We start from the raw sequence: 17,064 nt of genomic DNA on the forward strand, positions 1-17,064 counted from the left end.
AGTAAAGGGATTTATCAAATTTGAATAGAGATTATTATACTACTAGGTTGTTGTGTTATTGAAATGTCTTCCGCTTACGTGTATATAAATAGGCGACAAGTATAGGGGGAAAACAATAGTTCGTCCAAACATTGCGAATCTTTTTTACATAATCTGAAGTAATAAGCATGAAAGGGGAACGAGTATGTCTTGCTATTACTACTGTAAGTATTGTAAAGAATATAAAAAGAAACAGCATAACTGTTGTAAGAACGATAGTAAGTGTAATGACAACAAGGATAGTCTTGTTAGGGCATCAGCATTTAGAGCTAGAAATACGGTGAATCAACCTGTTCCTGCTAATACTTTTGTGAAAGTGTTATTCCAAAATGAACAATTTGATTTAGCGAATGAGTATAATCCAGCAACGTCTATTTTTATTCCGAAGACTAAAGGAGTATACTCTGTTATTGGAACGATTGGTTTTTTTCCAAACGATCCTAGCTTAAATTATAGAGCTCGTGTAGAAATTCGTGTGAATGGAAACGCGGCAATAGCTATAGATAATGACTTTTTTGGTCCAATCGGTTTTGGAAATGTAGTAAGTGTTTCGACGATTATTCAATTGCATGCAGGAGATCAAGTTGAGGTTTATGCACAAAGTAGCATAGATGGAGTTTTAAGTACTTCGGAAGACGGCTCACATTTTGAAGCAGCAAGATTCCCTTCTCCAATTAAATAAAGTTGAGTATACAGCAGATAAAGTGTAATCCTCACCGAAATGGTGGGGTTTTTTCTATTGAAAATAGTATCAGTTTGTCCAAACTATTCTAATCTATATTGCATAGTATGTAATAATAAATTTAAGGGGGATTTACTACGTCTTATTATTACTGTAAGTATTGTAAAGATTATAAAAAGAAAAGTCATAATTGCTTTAGAGAAAATAGTAAATGTGATAAAAAGTATGTAAAAGAAAATTGTTGTGAGGATAAGAAGGAAAAACTTGTAAGGGCATCTGCCTTTAGAGCTGTTAATACAATGAATCAACCTGTCCCGGAAAATACTTCTGTTAAAGTATTGTTCCAAGATGAACAGTTTGATTTAGCGAATGAATATAACCCAGCAACATCTATTTTTATTCCGAAGACTAAAGGGGTATATAGTATATTAGGGAATATAACATTCTCTCCAAATGATTTTAATGTGAACTACAGAGCTAGAGTTGAAATTCGTGTGAATGGAAATCCAGCGATAGCAATAGATAATGATTTCTTTGGGACTGGAGTATTTTTTAACAATGATGTTTCAGTAACTTCTATTCTTCAATTAGAAGCAGGGGATTCAGTTGAAGTTTTTGCTGAGAGTAGTGTCGCCGGAGTAATTGTTCAAAATGTTAATGGCGTGAATACGGTTCATTTTGAAGCTGCAAGATTTCCTTCTCCAATTAAATAACGAAGAGAATAAAATACTTTTCAGTAGGTTTAGTTAATCCCCTGTACCGAATGGTGGGGGATTATTATTGTTATTTTTTTATAAGTAAATTGGTTAAATAGAGTTTGTTTCATGAGAATTTCACATGCTAAAGATGTAATGATGAAAGGTAAAGTTTTAAAATTATTTTTTACAGTTTTGATGTTGAAAGGGCTATCTTATTTTAAGTATTAGATTTTCTGCAGGTAATAAAAAGAGTAAGTAACAAGGGTGTAAAAGTTCTTTGGCATTACATTTGCTAGTTGCCTAACGGTATAAAAAGACATCTTAATTTATGTCCGTATAATTAAAGATTTTTTCATTACTATATAGAAATTACATATTTAACATCGGTTTGTGCAGGTATTACTATTGTATGGAAAGGAATAACATGAAGGCAAGTACACTATATAAAAATAAAATAAATCCTAAGATGAGTAGTATGGGATGCAACTTGAACATATTTGACCTCCTGGAGTATATAAAGAATTTTAATACATCTTTGGTGAATTTAGAAGGAAAATATATTAGATGAATGGTGCTTGAATGGATACACGAATTTAATAGAGTAGTGAATGTCTAATAAATAAAGAAGTATTATGGGGGACACCTTGACTAGATTATTTATAAAGGGCAGGTCGATTTACCCGACGTGAAATAAAAAGGTGATCAGATTTATATGTACAGAATAAGGGATAAATAAAAAAAGAGCATACATAAAAAGTACGCTCTAAAGAAAGATAGGTTTTATGAGTGGATAATCTCCATACGATAATATATGTTCGGTTGATGTAAATGTGTGAAAAATCAATAAATTATCAATGAAATATCATGAAATGAGTAATATTAGTCTATTAATAAGGTTTTGTAGTTAACCAAATTGTAAGGATTTTGTATAGAATGGATTAACAACTCGATAATGATCGTACTTCAGTTTTATATTTCGTATAGTTTGGATATTGTGTAATAGTTTGACATTTAGGTGTGGAAAGTTGATTAATTATAGAAACATTTGTAATTACTTCGTTACAAGGACCGAAAAATGTAACTTTTAATTTTGAATTTGGTGGAACTTTGAAAACAATAGGTTTTTTCTCCATGAAATCAGCTCCTATGATGCAGTATTGTATACTGCGTTTTTTCGTTCATATTATAAAGACGTACTAATATAATATGAAATTTTAGTTGAGTTGATAATGATATGGAGTTCTATGGCATGGTGAAAATGTGGAAAATACAGTAAAAACTGAGAATGTTCTATACAATGTATAATCAATATAATAGGTAAAATTAAAAAATAAGTAATTTATCTAATACGCTTTTTTTCTTGCTACATATTATAGTAGTAAGAATTGTATTAGGAGGTAATGAAAGATTGCAAGAAAATGTACAAGCTCAACCTCAGCTTTCACCACCATGGATCACATATTTCAATGAGTTAAAAAATTCAATTGGTGCTGATCCAACAGTTACAGTTGGTCCGCTAATTCCAGTTGGCGGGAATTATATTATTTTAGTGCACGCGTTAAGTGATGAAAAAGCGAGAGCGTTAGCAACGCTCCTAAAATCTTTTGTAGAATTTGGGAATGTAAGTGTAACAGTTATTGTAACTAATAATGAAAATGACATTGTAAATCCACTGCCATGTCCACTAGATGCATTTGAAATTGCCCATTTATTTCAAGTGGCGCTAGAAAATAATCCTTATTTCGAACAAGTTGTTGTACAGCCTCAACTCCCTGGTGGGGCAAATGTTGTCTTTCCTGTTTTTGCTGCACAAGTAATTCAATTTTTTAATGATGATATTTCAAATTTATGTCAAACATTTACTGGTGTTGCTGCAGATGTATTTCATGATGTAATGAACGATGATGTTTGTGGTATCCCAATATTATTCTCCACAAGCTGTGTTCCGAGCAGTGAAAGTGCACAATTACAAAATACAGATTTAACACCAAAACTGTTTTATTAAATTGTGAGAAGACATTTTCATTAATAGAAAATGTCTTTTTCGTATGCATTAACGTTATTTTGTAGAGTTATTGCGGACGATAAACGAGGCTTCCACTGATAAAATTGTTACTGAATCTTATATAGAGTGTAAAGATAGTATTTTTGAATTGAAATATAAAAGAAATGAGAGATAAATTGTTTTCGTTAATATAGAATAATCACAAAAAATACAGTAAATTAACTTTCATACATATGTTTCATAGTATAAAGAAGATTAATTACAAAAAACGAAGATTAGTAATAGAGAAAATGGTTCTAATATTAGCGCAAAAGATAGATTGATTAACTAATGTTATCTACTGATACATAGTTTTTTTACATGAAATGAATTACATGTAGAAAACACATTGTTTACACAAGTCTATTGTATAGTTATTCTTATATAATAATAAAAGTGAGGTATTTTGAATTGAAAAAGAAAAAGTTATTTTTAGGAACAATTATTTCATGTGTAGTACTGGCATTATCTGCATGTGGTTCCTCAGACAACGTAGTAACATCAAAAGTAGGAAATGTTACAGAGAAAGAGTTAAGTAAAGAATTAAGACAAAAATATGGGGAAAGTACTTTATACCAAATGGTGTTAAGTAAGGCGTTGCTAGATAAATATAAAGTTTCAGATGAGGAAGCGAAAAAACAAGTTGAAGAAGCAAAAGATAAAATGGGCGACAATTTCAAATCGACTCTAGAGCAACTTGGATTGAAAAATGAAGATGAATTAAAAGAAAAAATGAAGCCAGAAATTGCATTTGAGAAAGCGATTAAAGCGACTGTTACAGAAAAAGATGTAAAAGATAACTATAAACCAGAAATGAAGGTAAGTCACATTTTAGTAAAAGATGAAAAGACTGCTAAAGAAGTGAAAGAGAAAGTAAATAACGGAGAAGATTTTGCGGCTTTAGCGAAGCAATACTCAGAGGATACTGGTTCAAAAGAACAGGGCGGGGAAATAACTGGTTTTGCTCCAGGGCAAACGGTAAAAGAATTTGAGGAAGCTGCATATAAATTAGATGCAGGACAAGTAAGTGAACCAGTAAAAACAACTTACGGTTACCATATTATTAAAGTGACAGATAAAAAAGAATTAAAGCCATTTGATGAAGTAAAAGATTCAATTCGTAAAGATATAGAACAGCAAAGACTACAAGACACGACAGGTAAATGGAAACAACAAGTAGTCAATGAATTATTGAAAGATGCTGATATTAAGGTGAATGATAAAGAGTTTAAAAATACATTTGAATTTCTAGAAAAGAAATAATGACTGTAATTAGAAAAGGGAACCTTTAAAGGTTCCCTTTTCTAGTTAGTGTGTGAGTTATAAATAGATAGTAAGACAATACAATATTACATATAAATATTAAGAATTACAATGGAAATTTATGTAATTGTCTTGAAGTAGGTTAATCATCACTTCATAGAATGTTTATATTATAATGTTTTGTTTCATCTCATTAAATATAAAACGAATTAATTAATTTTATCCCATTATTTGTAGGCAGTAAGATTTGCGTAGGCTAATTATTAGTCAGGAATGAACAAAGCTTGAGTGGATTAAAGTTTCACTTTATAGAAGTCGATAAACATAATTTGCAGAATGAAACATACAATAAGATTGAAATATATTGACGTTAAATGAAGTGAAAAGCAGAGCATTCTATTAAGATGGATGTTCTTTTTCGTATGAAATTTTAAGGTGAAGAATGAATTATTGGATAGATAAATAAATGATGTAGGGGGAGAAAATGTGAAAGTAATTTTTCAAAGAGAAGACGGAGGGAAAATTTTTGAATCGTATGATGAAGATATAAATAACCTATTAGCTATTTTAAAAGAAACGAAAGGGATTAAAATCGGGATGGTTGAATATGAGGTATTAAAATACGAATTAGAGTATTTTCGAAACCCGAAAAAAGCAGTAACAGAGAGGGAGTTACATATAATAGTACAACCAAAATATATTTAATAATTAGAGTGAATTATTAATGAATAGTTTTATGTAGTATGTACGAAAAGAGAGTGTTTAAATTGCTCTCTTTTCATAGAAATTCATAAGGAACGAATGGAGGTCCATTATAAATCCCTTAAATTTTGTGAGTTCGTTCTTTATAATATATGCTTTCATTTATAGATGGTTAATAAACTCGAAAAAATTAAAACTTTTTAGTTGATCTTTTCACCTCCCATTTAATAGGAAGTGAAAAGATCATTTGATGAAGAAAAAATAAATCTCTTCTCAAAAGAACGTAAGTTCGTGTATAATTAGAACGAATGTTCTTGTAAGTGTAGATAGTATAAGATTTAGAAATAAAGTGAAACTGTAATTAGCGGGTGTTTAAGGGGAGTTGATCTTCGACTTACTTTCCTTGTATGTCTTGAATTTTGAGGTGGGAGATTTCTTACCTGTTCATGCGGGAGAAATATGAGCCGAGCAATTATTAAAGAATAATCGAAGCGCAATATGTTTGAAATAGAATGGATAAATAATCGAGGAGATAGAGAAATGAATGATGTAAAGATGCAAAGAGCAAAAAGAGAATGGGTTCCATTTACAGTAATGTCGGAACAGTTATTAAGTATGCGAAAGGTTATTGGGGAGAAATTTAAAGTACAAAAACCATTCTTAACAAAAGAAGCAAAAGAGGGAATTTCTGATAAATTATTAATGTCATTATTGTCTGAGAAAGAAATATTGGTGACATATTTTGAAGATGGGTACATACTTACAAGCTATATGACAGTTGTACATATAAATCCGCTAAAGCGCATTGTAATGTGTACTGACGCGTTTTATAAAACTTACGTATTTAATACTACGGATATTATTGAAATAACGTAAAGTAAGCTAAAATTTAACTTTTAGCTTACTTTACGTTATGTTAGATGTGGAACAGAAAAAATGAAACGGAAAAGCAGCTAGCTTCATACTAGCTGCTAAGCCCCAGGGAAAGGGAGAAAAAGATAGGGTACTCCAAAAATCAACAATAGCTGTATAACAGCCTGATTATAGTATGGACAAATTTAAAATTCTTAAACAGAACGATGAAAAAATAGGGTTAAGCTGTACCGACTTGGTTTTGATCCGCAAGGTCAGAATCAAACGTATTAGTCGCACTCACACCATTAAAAGTATTAACAACAAAACCAACGTTGGAAGCGCCAGATCCATTATAAGCCTTCGTATTTTCTTTTGGAGAAACGTTGTAGAAATCACCTAAGTTAAATGAACCGTTACTATTTTGTACAACTAAATTCCCTACAACTGAGGGCATAGTTTTCACCCACTTTACAATCATTTGTTAACACTACTATATGGTCTTATAGTCCAAATGGTTCATCTAACAAAAATTGCGGAATAGTAAAACGTTTGAAGTGTAGCTTAATCCCATAATAAAAGTGTGTTAAACTGAATGTAAGGTTACGTAATTAAAAATGAAAATTGTATAATTATCATATACGAAAACAAAGGAGGCAAAATGTAATGAATAATGTTATAAAAAAAGTAGATTTAACAGATGCAAAGTCAAGTAATCTTGTTGCACTTATTTATAGCAATGAAGTTATATTGATTGAAGAAGCATTTTGTCCAAATGAAATAAAATTAAAGTTTAATGAAATTGCAATTTTATCGGCTATTAAAACGGCGCATATAATGAAAGTATCCATTAGAAAAGAGCTTGACGCGTTTTTTCATGATACGGGTGTTTTATTGGTGAAGCATAGTGCTGAGTATGGAAACAGTCAATCTATCACTATGCATTTTGAACAATTTAAAAAGTTACAACATGAGATTGAGTATTTGAGTAAAAGTATGTAATAAGACAAGATGAAGATTCTTTCATAGAGGTGAACAGTTCTATGTTGAAAAAATGGTTTGAAAATTTTTTAGACGAATCTCACTGTAAACATAAATATAGTTTTATTAAGATGCAGGATAATGAAGATTTCAAAAGTGGTAAGCTAGGTGTAGCTTATGTGTATAGGTGTGAGAAGTGCGGGAAAGAGAAGTTGAAATTTAAAAGCAATAACGAAATAAATAATGATTTTTTTGATATATAGGAAAGAGTAACTGTTATGGGTTACTCTTTTTTTGTATTTTTAACACACTATAGAATGCACAAAATTAAATGTAGAAAATAAATATGAGTTAAAGGAGGCCATTTATGTATTTCGAAAGTACTAGAAAACTTCTAAATAGGTGATAAGAATGAATCTAAGCGGTTTAAAAGTGACAGGAGCATGGTTTCAAGTAGGAGGAAATCTTACAGCGGCAATTGGGACGACAAGAGGATTTATCGGGGAGGAGAAAGCTGAATCGAAAATTGTAATTGTAGGAAGCTCATTACAAGCCCTCGGGTATATATTGCAAATTATAGCGAGTAATGAAACCGAAGATGAAGGTGAAAGAGAAAATCAAAGTATGTGTTTGGAGAATAAAAGTGAAATGCTCGATAAAATGGGCATTGAGTTATTAGCGTTAGGAAATATATCAAATGTAATAGGAATATATTTTAATATAAAGGAACAATTGAAAGAGAATGATTATCTTATAATTATAGGGAATAGCTTACAATCGATTGGAGCTTTTTTAGGAGTAGAAGCGGCTTTGCTTCAGATGAAAACGGTACAGAAAATAATAATACTAGGCAATTCTCTGCAAAGTTTAGGGGCTGGACTTCAAGCGTATCAAGGCATTATTAATGTGATGAAGAATAGAATCGAAAATGAAGACAGTATAGTTGATCAGAAAGATGAGAGAATAATAGCACTCATTGGTGTTTGGATACAAGCGATAGGAACTGTTATTTCTGCAATTGGATTAACTATAATAGAGAAAGAAGAAAGATTAGAAAAAATAATCATATGAAATTGTTCATGGAAAGATTGTATGTAAAATTTCAATTTTACATAAGTAGAAAAGTTGAAGTGGTAGGTTTTTTGACATTGAAAGAGAATATATAACAGTAGAACAGTTATTAGTGGTTAATAAAAATATTAGAAATGCAAAAGTCATTGGTTTGTATAGCGTATGGAGAGAGAAAAATACAAAATAAGGAGTTTTCAAGAAATGATGTATTTGTTGGCAATTCTTCTTCCACCTGTAGCCGTATTATTTTGTGGAAAACCATTTCAAGCAATAATTAATTTCATATTAACATTAATATTTTGGGTTCCAGGCGTTATTCATGCGATATTAGTTGTACATGATAAAAAAGCAGATCGGCGTTTAAAAAAACAAATTCAAGCATATGATGAAATAAATAAAAAGAACAGAAGATAGCTGAGTTGTGAAACGATTTTAAAAAGAAAGGGGGGACCACCTCCTTTCTTTTTTTATTCTGGTTAAGTTTATATTTTGGTGTAGCGGTAAGAATTTTTAATATAAGTATTGTGATAATTCGTTTTTGAGTGTGCGTTTAGTAAACCGGTGTAAATGTTTTCAGGAACGTTAAAGAAATCATACAGTCCATTCTTTAATTGAATGCGTAAAATCATAGAAAAAGGATTATATCCAACAGCAACTATAGTTTTGGAAATCACGGGAGATAACTCCATCATTACGCAACTCCTCACTTTTCATTTTTAATAATTTCTTATAGCTGTTGAGGTTGTGATGTTGAAATTTTTATAATTAAAGAGGTATTATACTTATATGCAATATATTAAATGTTCGTTATACGTAATTATAAGGAAGTTCACACGAAGTACATATCGTTGTGCTATTTTTATTTCACCTTTGATTTATAAATAAGAAAATATTGACCATTTGAAAAAAAGGTATATTATTTATACGAGGTATTAAAAATTCACTTTTTACATTCTATGCTTAAAGGGGCAGCATTATTAGAAAAATAGAAGTGAAAATACTTTGTGTAACAAGCATTCTAAAATTTATAATCTGTGAATTAGGAAAATATTGAATGCTCCAGGTCAATATACTTTCTTAATTAAATTTATTTTAGAAAGTGACCTCAATATTTTTAAGTAAATCAACGGGAGAATTGAAAGGCAGGAGAAAGTAACATGTCAGAAAATTATCGTTCTCGAGAGGAGCGACGACAAGTTAAAAAGAAAAAACAGCCAGCTTCTAAAACACAAAAACCAAAAGGTAAAACATCATTTTTTCGCAAGTTTTTAATTACTTGTTTATTACTTGGTATTGTTGGTTTAGTGGGGGGAGTTGCTACCTTCTTCGTAATGATTAAGGATGCACCGAAACTTGAGAAAGCAAAACTTGTTAATCCGTTATCCTCAAAAATTTATGATAAAAATGGCGATTTGGTATATGAATACGGGAAAGAAAAGCGGACGAATGTTACGTATGATCAAATTCCTAAATTAGTAGAAAATGCATTTTTAGCAACAGAAGATTCACGTTTTTATGAGCATAGTGGAGTAGACTTTAAAGGTACTGCCCGTGCTGTCTTGGTGAGTCTTAAAGGAGATTACGGTTCACAAGGTGGAAGTACAATAACGCAACAGGTTATTAAAAACTACTTCTTATCGATGGAAAAAACATCAAAACGTAAGGTCCAGGAAATATATTTAGCGTATAAACTAGAACAACAATATTCAAAACATGAAATTTTAGAAATGTATTTAAATAAAATTAACTTAGGAAACCGTTCATATGGTATCGCAACAGCAGCACAAAACTACTATGGTAAAGAATTGAAAGATTTAACATTACCAGAAGTTGCGATGCTTGCAGGTTTACCGAAAGCACCGAATAACTATGATCCAACGAAAACGGAAAATATTCAAAGGGCAACAGAAAGAAGAAATGTTGTACTAGGATTAATGAATCGACATGGCTATATTACGAAGGCAGAAATGGAAGAAGCTTCAAAAGTTGAAGTGACAAAGGGACTTAAGACAGCAACGGAACTTCAAACAATGCCGCATACTGCATTTATGGATGCCGTAGTGAAAGAAGTAGAAAAAGAAATACCAGATGTTAATATTGGATCTGATGGCTTAGAAATTTATACAACATTAGACCCGAAAGCACAAGAATTTGCTGATAAGATTTTAAATGACAATATTATTAATTATCCAAATGATAAGTTCCAAGGTGCTTTCACATTTATGGATACGAAAACAGGAGAAGTTCGTGCTATAGGTAGTGGACGCGGTGAAAATAAAGCAGTATTTAAAGGGCATAATATGGCAATTGAATTAGATCGTGCAGCTGGTTCAACTATGAAGCCAATCTTTGATTACGGTCCTGCAATTGAATACTTAAAATGGGCTACGTATCATCAAATTGATGATTCTCCATTTAAATATTCAACTGGACAAGAACTTCGAAATGCGGATAGAAGTCACTTAGGCCCAATTACTATGCGTGAAGCGCTAAAAATGTCACGTAACGTTCCAGCAGTTAAAACTGCAAAAGAAGTAGGACTGAATAAATCAAAGGAATTCTCTGAGAAATTAGGTATTACATTTAATAAACCGCCGGCAGAATCTACAGCGATTGGTACAAACGAAGTATCACCAACTGAAATAGCAGGTGCTTATGCGACATTTGGTAATGGTGGAAAGTATGCAAAACCGCATTTTGTTAAGAAAGTAGTTTATCCAGACGGTAAGTCACAAAGTTTTGAGCAAAAACCAAAACAAGTTATAGCTGACTCTACAGCATATATGATTACTGATATGCTTCGTTCAGTAGTAACATCTGGTACTGGTACAGCGGCAAATATAAGTTCTTTAGATGTAGCTGGTAAAACAGGTACAACAAACTATGATTCAAAACAACTAGCGAAATATAACATTCCAGAAAGTGCAACCCGGGATAGTTGGTTTGCAGGTTATACGCCGCAATATACGATGGCGGTATGGACTGGATATATGAAAGATGGTAAAGACGAGTATATTAGTAGTAAAAATACGAAAATTGCACAGTTGATCTTTAAAGAAATGATGAGTAAGTTTGCTACTGACAAATCAAGCTTTAAAATGCCAAGTAGTGTTATTCAAGAAGGTAGTGAGCTACGTATAAAAGGGGAAAAACGTGATTCTTCTCCAAATACGAGCGTACCTGATACAACGGAACAACCAAAACAAGATCAGCAGCAAAAGACTGAAGAAGAGAAAAAGCAAGAAGAATTAAAGAAACAGGAAGAACTGAAAAAACAAGAAGAACAAAAGCAACAAGAGGAACTTAAGAAGCAAGAAGAACAAAAGAAACTAGAAGAGCAAAAGAAACAAGAAGAAGAAAAGAAACAAAATGAACAAAATAATGGTAATGGTCAAGGAACGACCCCTCCAGCAAATAACGGAGGAGGTCAAGGAAATACGACCCCTCCAGCAAATAACGGAGGAGGCCAAGGAAATACAACCCCTCCAGCAAATAACGGGGGAGGTCAAGGAAATACGACCCCTCCAGCAAATAACGGGGGAGGTCAAGGAAATACGACCCCTCCAGCAAATAACGGAGGAGGTCAAGGAAATACGACTCCACCAGCGACCACACAACCAGAGACTGGCGGTAATGCAGGAGAGGCCCCTGCTAATAATGGACAATAAGAAAATTTTATAAAAAATATTAAAAAGCACTTAAGATTTGTAAAAATTACAATCTTAAGTGCTTTTTTCTTTTAAATGCAGTAGCTATGAGACAATGTATTTTAAATATTAAAAGTACCATAGAAGTTTTGAAAATAAATTGAAGGAAAATGATAAAAAATTTGAGACTGGGGTAACGGAGGATAAGCGTGGCTTTGAAAGGTGGTACTACTTGGATGTGCGCCATGATGCCAAAATGAGGGAGTAATTTGACCTGGAATTTGATATTGTTGCCAAGTTGCAGGAAGTTCAATTCCTACATCGGAACTAGCTGTATGAATGGCTGGAACGTGTATCCCAGGAGTCGAGGGAACGACGGCTGTTACTCTTGAAGAGATCCACATAACATAATCACTCCTAAATTGCGATAATAAAGTAGTATATTCTTTTCACACATATAAAGGTACAAATAAATGGGACTTTAGGCTAAAACATACGTATAAAGTTGTAAGACCAATTTAAATTGATTTTGGACCATTTATTATAAAAAGATACGTCTATTTACGGACGGAAAAGGAACGAAGAAACTGTAAAATGGAGGTGTTAATTGCAATAACTTACGTGTTTATGGAGGAATATGAATGGAACGATTATGGACGAAATCATTTATTCAAATGACTTTCGCAATGTTATTTTTATTTACAGGATTTTATTTACTTGTTCCAACGCTCCCACTTTTTATTAAAGAGATAGGTGGCAATGAATCACAAGTCGGACTTATGATGGGAATGTTTACAATAGCGGCGGTTGTAATACGACCAATTATTGGAGGGATGTTGGATCAATATGGTAGAAGATCCTTTACTATTTTCGGGCTCATCTTTTTTGGGTTAACGATGTACTCTTATAATTTAGCGACGACTATTATCCTTTTAGCTATTTTACGTGTTATTCACGGAGTAACATGGGCTGTTTCTACAACAGCTATTGGAACAGCGATAACTGATATTATTCCAGATTCACGCCGTGGCGAAGGTATGGGTTGGTATGGGATGGCTATGACGATTGCAATGGCAATCGGCCCAATGATTGGATTATTGGTTGTACAAAATTATTCATTTCACGGCCTTTTCTTATTAGCAACTCTTTTATCCATTATGGCAGTCTTATTATCATTAATGACGAAAATGCCATTCACACCACAAAAAGAAAAAGGGAAAATGCAACTGTTTGAAAAATCCGTACTATCCATTACGATAGTTGTATTTTTTTTATCATTTGCATATGGAGGGATTACGACGTTTTTACCGCTATTTGCATCGTCAATTGATGTGAATCCTGGGACATTCTTTCTTGTGTATGCAATTGCTTTAACAATTGTAAGGCCAATTTCAGGGAAACTATTAGATAAACTTGGAGAAGTATTCATCATACTCCCAGCATTATGCATTACTATTTTAGCTATCGTTGTATTAACTCTTTCAAATGGTTTGACGGGTGTAATGATTGCAGCAATATTATACGGTATTGGATTTGGCTCAGCACAACCAGCTTTGCAAGCGGCGATGCTTACAATTGTTGACCCGAGTAAAAGAGGAGTTGCTAACGCTTCATTTTTTACTGCATTTGATTTAGGAATTGGATTGGGTGCGATTTTACTTGGAGTTGTTTCGCAAATGTTTGGTTACCGTATTTTATTTGCGGGTAGTGCAATTTCAGGGTTAATTGCTTTAATTATTTTTGTCGTTCTTGTAAAACAACGATTAAGTAAAAAAGAATTTGCGTAAACTGGAGGAACAAAGATGAAAATTTCAATTGATGATAAAGCTCTACAATGGTTTAAAGAAGAATTACGTATATCTTTAGAGATTGTTGCAGAGCAACCAGATGGGGAAATCGTGTCAGTTGAGAAGGAAGGCATTCTATTTTTTGTAGATGTTGATGATCTTTGGTACTTTCAAAACTATGATTTAGTTGTAGGTTATCATGAGGAAATGGAAGGAATTTAATTTAATTACGTAAAATAATAACTTTATTAAAAATAAATAAATTTTATATGGAAATTATATTTAGAGAATAGTGAAATAAATATAATGCGAAAAGCGAGCTGTATATGAATACAGCTCGCTTTTTTATTTAGTAAAAGCAATTGCAAAGTAGATACATATTTAATGGGATTATATGAATCAACTTTATATTTTGTTTTAAAGATAAATAAAGAGAAGTCTGTCCTTTCTTTATAAAATATGAAAATTATTGTTGAAAAACTGTATTGTTACATCGGTAAAAGTATAGGAAACTTATCATTATAAAATAAATTGAAATCTTCTAAAAACTCTGATACATTGAAATAGAAATGTAGTTTCGCAATATTGTAAAGGCTTACAGTTATGTGCACGAAGATCTATTAGGATTGGAGGAAATAATGATGAAAGCTGAAGAAAAATTTTCACCGGGATTAGATGGTATAGTGGCAGCGGAGACGAAGATCTCGTTTCTTGACACAGTAAAAGGTGAAATTGTAATTCAAGGGTATGATTTAATCGAACTCTCAAAAACAAAAGAGTATTTAGACATTGTGCACCTTTTATTGGAAGAACATCTACCAAATGAGGATGAAAAAGCAAGACTTGAAAAGAAATTAAAAGAAGAATACGCGGTACCAGAAGGTGTATTTAACGTATTAAAGGCATTACCGAAAGAAACACACCCTATGGATGGATTGCGTACAGGTGTGTCCGCATTAGCTGGTTACGATAATGATATTGAAAATCGCTCGTTAGAAGTAAACAAAAGCCGCGGATACAAATTATTGAGTAAAGTACCAAACATTGTAGCGAATAGCTATCATATTTTAAATAATGAAGAGCCAATCGAACCACTTAAGGAATTATCATATAGTGCGAATTTCTTCTATATGTTAACAGGTAAAAAACCAACTGAACTTGAGGAGAAGATTTTTGATCGTTCCCTTGTTTTATATAGTGAACATGAAATGCCAAACTCTACATTTACAGCGCGCGTTATTGCGTCTACGCAATCCGACTTATATGGTGCTTTAACAGGTGCGGTTGCATCTTTAAAAGGTAGCTTACATGGCGGTGCGAACGAAGCGGTTATGTACATGCTTTTAGAAGCTGGTAATGTTGAAAAGTTTGAAGAGTTATTACAGAAGAAACTATATAACAAAGAAAAAATTATGGGCTTTGGACATCGTGTATACATGAAGAAGATGGATCCAAGAGCATTGATGATGAAGGAAGCTTTAAAGCAGTTATGTGATGTGAAGGGTGATTATACACTGTATGAGATGTGTGAAGCTGGAGAAAAGATTATGGAGAAGGAAAAAGGAATTTATCCAAACCTTGATTATTACGCAGCTCCAGTATATTGGATGCTTGGTATTCCAATTCAACTGTACACACCAATCTTCTTTAGCTCTAGAACAGTAGGGCTTTGTGCACACGTTATTGAGCAACATGCGAACAATCGTTTGTTCCGTCCACGTGTAAATTATATTGGCGAGCGACATGTGCTTAGTAAATAAGAACAACTGGGGAGTTGTTAGCGCCGCCCGCCAGATGGGTGTTTGACCGACACCCATCCTTAATAATAACGAATTTTCGACAGAAAGGGAAGGATAGCATGATTAAAACAAATGAAATTAAACAAAAAGATGCATTATTAGAAGAGATTACCGATTATGTATTAAATAAAGAGGTAACAAGTGCAGAAGCATTTAGTACTGCTCGTTACGTATTACTTGATACACTTGGATGCGGAATTTTAGCATTACAATATCCAGAATGTACGAAATTATTAGGACCAGTTGTACCAGGAACAATCGTGCCAAATGGTACACGTGTACCAGGTACGTCATATGTACTTGATCCTGTGAAAGGTGCATTTAATATCGGCTGTATGATCCGTTGGTTAGACTATAACGATACTTGGCTTGCAGCAGAGTGGGGACATCCATCTGATAACCTAGGCGGAATTTTAGCTGTGGCAGATTATATTAGCCGTGTTCGTATTTCAGAAGGAAAAGAACCGTTAAAAGTACGTGAAGTATTAGAAATGATGATTAAAGCACATGAAATTCAAGGTGTACTTGCTTTAGAAAACAGCTTAAACAGAGTTGGTCTTGACCACGTATTATATGTAAAAGTAGCAACAACTGCAGTAGTTGCAAAAATGCTTGGCGGAACACGTGAAGAAATCTTTAATGCATTATCACATGCATGGATTGATAATTCTAGTCTTCGTACATATCGTCATGCTCCAAATACAGGCTCACGTAAATCATGGGCAGCAGGTGATGCAACGAGTCGCGGTGTTCATCTTGCAATGACTGCCTTAAAAGGTGAAATGGGTTATCCGACAGCATTATCTGCACCGGGCTGGGGATTCCAAGATGTATTATTTAATAAACAAGAATTAAAATTAGCAAGACCACTAGAGTCATATGTAATGGAAAATGTATTATTTAAAGTTTCATATCCTGCAGAATTCCATGCACAAACAGCTGCAGAATGTGCTGTGAAATTACATCCAGAAATTAAAGAAAGATTAGATGAAATTGACCGTATTACAATTACAACTCATGAATCAGCAATTCGTATTATTGATAAAGAAGGTCCATTAAATAACCCGGCTGATCGTGATCACTGCTTACAATACATTACGGCAATTGGTTTATTAAAAGGAGATATCGTTGCGGATGATTATGAGGATGCAGTAGCAAATGATCCACGTGTAGATGAATTACGTAATAAGATGGTTGTTGTTGAAAATAAACAGTACAGTTTAGATTACCTTGACCCGAACAAGCGCTCAATCGCCAACGCTGTTCAAGTTCATTTCAAAGATGGAACTGTAACAGAAAATGTGGAATGTGAATATCCACTTGGTCACCGTTTCCGTAGAGACGAAGCAATTCCAAAAGTTGTTCAAAAATTCACTGCAAATATGGCAGGTCATTATTCTAGTAAGCAACAAGAACAAATTCATGAAGCTTGTTTAAATGAAGAGAAACTAGAAAATATGAATGTAAATGAATTTGTAGATCTATTCTTAATTTAATAA

18 protein-coding genes and 1 pseudogene are annotated in these 17,064 nt (G+C 32.9%); 15 read left to right on the forward strand and 4 right to left on the reverse strand.

From position 1 onward, the window contains the following. Positions 1–184 precede the first annotated feature (184 nt). Together PDQ68_RS01820 and PDQ68_RS01825 are read left to right on the forward strand one after the other, a co-directional pair. Positions 185–721: a C1q-like domain-containing protein gene (locus tag PDQ68_RS01820; protein ID WP_061183530.1), complete on the forward strand. Its 537-nt coding sequence runs from the start codon at positions 185–187 to the stop codon at positions 719–721. A 140-nt stretch (positions 722–861) separates the two neighbouring features. Continuing rightward, positions 862–1,434, forward strand: a pseudogene (locus PDQ68_RS01825) (C1q-like domain-containing protein); the annotation flags it as partial. Positions 1,435–2,357: 923 nt separating this feature from the next. Here the strand turns inward: PDQ68_RS01825 and PDQ68_RS01830 are convergent. Further along, the gene (locus PDQ68_RS01830; protein ID WP_061184286.1) at positions 2,358–2,552 is read right to left on the reverse strand and encodes a hypothetical protein; all 195 of its coding nucleotides are present in this window, start codon (positions 2,550–2,552) and stop codon (positions 2,358–2,360) included. 275 nt (positions 2,553–2,827) lie between these two features. On the opposite strand from PDQ68_RS01830, the gene PDQ68_RS01835 reads away from it, so the two are divergent. The 4 genes from PDQ68_RS01835 (at position 2,828) to PDQ68_RS01850 (ending at position 6,304) form a co-directional block, all read left to right on the forward strand. Then, positions 2,828–3,424 carry a hypothetical protein gene (locus tag PDQ68_RS01835; RefSeq protein ID WP_001157704.1) on the forward strand — a complete coding sequence of 199 codons (597 nt, stop codon included), beginning with the start codon at positions 2,828–2,830 and terminating at the stop codon, positions 3,422–3,424. A gap of 450 nt (positions 3,425–3,874) precedes the next feature. Continuing rightward, on the forward strand, positions 3,875–4,726 hold the full coding sequence (locus PDQ68_RS01840; RefSeq protein WP_061184273.1) for a peptidylprolyl isomerase PrsA: 852 nt from the start codon (positions 3,875–3,877) through the stop codon (positions 4,724–4,726). Between the two features lie 486 nt (positions 4,727–5,212). Continuing rightward, a complete protein-coding gene (locus tag PDQ68_RS01845; RefSeq protein WP_000864286.1) occupies positions 5,213–5,431 on the forward strand; it encodes a hypothetical protein in 219 nt (72 codons plus the stop codon). 537 nt (positions 5,432–5,968) lie between these two features. Beyond that, positions 5,969–6,304: a YolD-like family protein gene (locus PDQ68_RS01850; RefSeq protein ID WP_001000621.1), complete on the forward strand. Its 336-nt coding sequence runs from the start codon at positions 5,969–5,971 to the stop codon at positions 6,302–6,304. 217 nt (positions 6,305–6,521) lie between these two features. On the opposite strand, the gene gerPF is transcribed toward PDQ68_RS01850, so the two are convergent. Then, a complete protein-coding gene (gerPF, locus tag PDQ68_RS01855) occupies positions 6,522–6,737 on the reverse strand; it encodes a spore germination protein GerPF (protein ID WP_001141565.1) in 216 nt (71 codons plus the stop codon). A 209-nt stretch (positions 6,738–6,946) separates the two neighbouring features. On the opposite strand from gerPF, the gene PDQ68_RS01860 reads away from it, so the two are divergent. From PDQ68_RS01860 to PDQ68_RS01875, 4 genes are all read left to right on the forward strand, one after another. After that, positions 6,947–7,282, forward strand: a complete 336-nt coding sequence (locus tag PDQ68_RS01860; protein ID WP_001066864.1) for a hypothetical protein — start codon at positions 6,947–6,949, stop codon at positions 7,280–7,282. A 41-nt stretch (positions 7,283–7,323) separates the two neighbouring features. Then, positions 7,324–7,524: a hypothetical protein gene (locus PDQ68_RS01865; protein WP_000915130.1), complete on the forward strand. Its 201-nt coding sequence runs from the start codon at positions 7,324–7,326 to the stop codon at positions 7,522–7,524. Between the two features lie 148 nt (positions 7,525–7,672). Next, positions 7,673–8,332: a DUF6944 family repetitive protein gene (locus PDQ68_RS01870; RefSeq protein ID WP_016717423.1), complete on the forward strand. Its 660-nt coding sequence runs from the start codon at positions 7,673–7,675 to the stop codon at positions 8,330–8,332. Positions 8,333–8,533: 201 nt separating this feature from the next. After that, complete coding sequence (locus tag PDQ68_RS01875; RefSeq protein ID WP_000990223.1) at positions 8,534–8,746, forward strand: YqaE/Pmp3 family membrane protein; 213 nt, start codon at positions 8,534–8,536, stop codon at positions 8,744–8,746. A 68-nt stretch (positions 8,747–8,814) separates the two neighbouring features. Here PDQ68_RS01875 and PDQ68_RS01880 read toward each other — a convergent pair whose 3' ends face one another. Next, a complete protein-coding gene (locus PDQ68_RS01880) occupies positions 8,815–9,024 on the reverse strand; it encodes a KTSC domain-containing protein (protein ID WP_000970366.1) in 210 nt (69 codons plus the stop codon). A 465-nt stretch (positions 9,025–9,489) separates the two neighbouring features. On the opposite strand from PDQ68_RS01880, the gene PDQ68_RS01885 reads away from it, so the two are divergent. Beyond that, positions 9,490–12,000, forward strand: coding sequence for a PBP1A family penicillin-binding protein (locus PDQ68_RS01885; protein ID WP_228919794.1), 2,511 nt, complete (start codon positions 9,490–9,492; stop codon positions 11,998–12,000). A 101-nt stretch (positions 12,001–12,101) separates the two neighbouring features. On the opposite strand, the gene PDQ68_RS01890 is transcribed toward PDQ68_RS01885, so the two are convergent. After that, positions 12,102–12,383 (reverse strand): hypothetical protein, encoded by a 282-nt coding sequence (locus PDQ68_RS01890; protein ID WP_000265000.1) that lies wholly within the window; start codon positions 12,381–12,383, stop codon positions 12,102–12,104. 237 nt (positions 12,384–12,620) lie between these two features. Here PDQ68_RS01890 and PDQ68_RS01895 point away from each other — a divergent pair, with 237 nt between their 5' ends. From PDQ68_RS01895 to prpD, 4 genes are all read left to right on the forward strand, one after another. Then, positions 12,621–13,766 (forward strand): MFS transporter, encoded by a 1,146-nt coding sequence (locus PDQ68_RS01895; protein WP_061182552.1) that lies wholly within the window; start codon positions 12,621–12,623, stop codon positions 13,764–13,766. A 15-nt stretch (positions 13,767–13,781) separates the two neighbouring features. Further along, positions 13,782–13,988, forward strand: a complete 207-nt coding sequence (locus PDQ68_RS01900) for a hypothetical protein (protein ID WP_000703223.1) — start codon at positions 13,782–13,784, stop codon at positions 13,986–13,988. A 416-nt stretch (positions 13,989–14,404) separates the two neighbouring features. Continuing rightward, positions 14,405–15,526, forward strand: a complete 1,122-nt coding sequence (gene mmgD, locus PDQ68_RS01905) for a citrate synthase (RefSeq protein WP_016717425.1) — start codon at positions 14,405–14,407, stop codon at positions 15,524–15,526. 98 nt (positions 15,527–15,624) lie between these two features. Further along, complete coding sequence (gene prpD / locus PDQ68_RS01910; RefSeq protein WP_000598132.1) at positions 15,625–17,061, forward strand: 2-methylcitrate dehydratase; 1,437 nt, start codon at positions 15,625–15,627, stop codon at positions 17,059–17,061. Positions 17,062–17,064 lie beyond the last annotated feature (3 nt).

The sequence above is a fragment of the Bacillus cereus group sp. Bc010 genome, from assembly GCF_027716745.1.
GTDB lineage: Bacteria > Bacillota > Bacilli > Bacillales > Bacillaceae_G > Bacillus_A > Bacillus_A pacificus.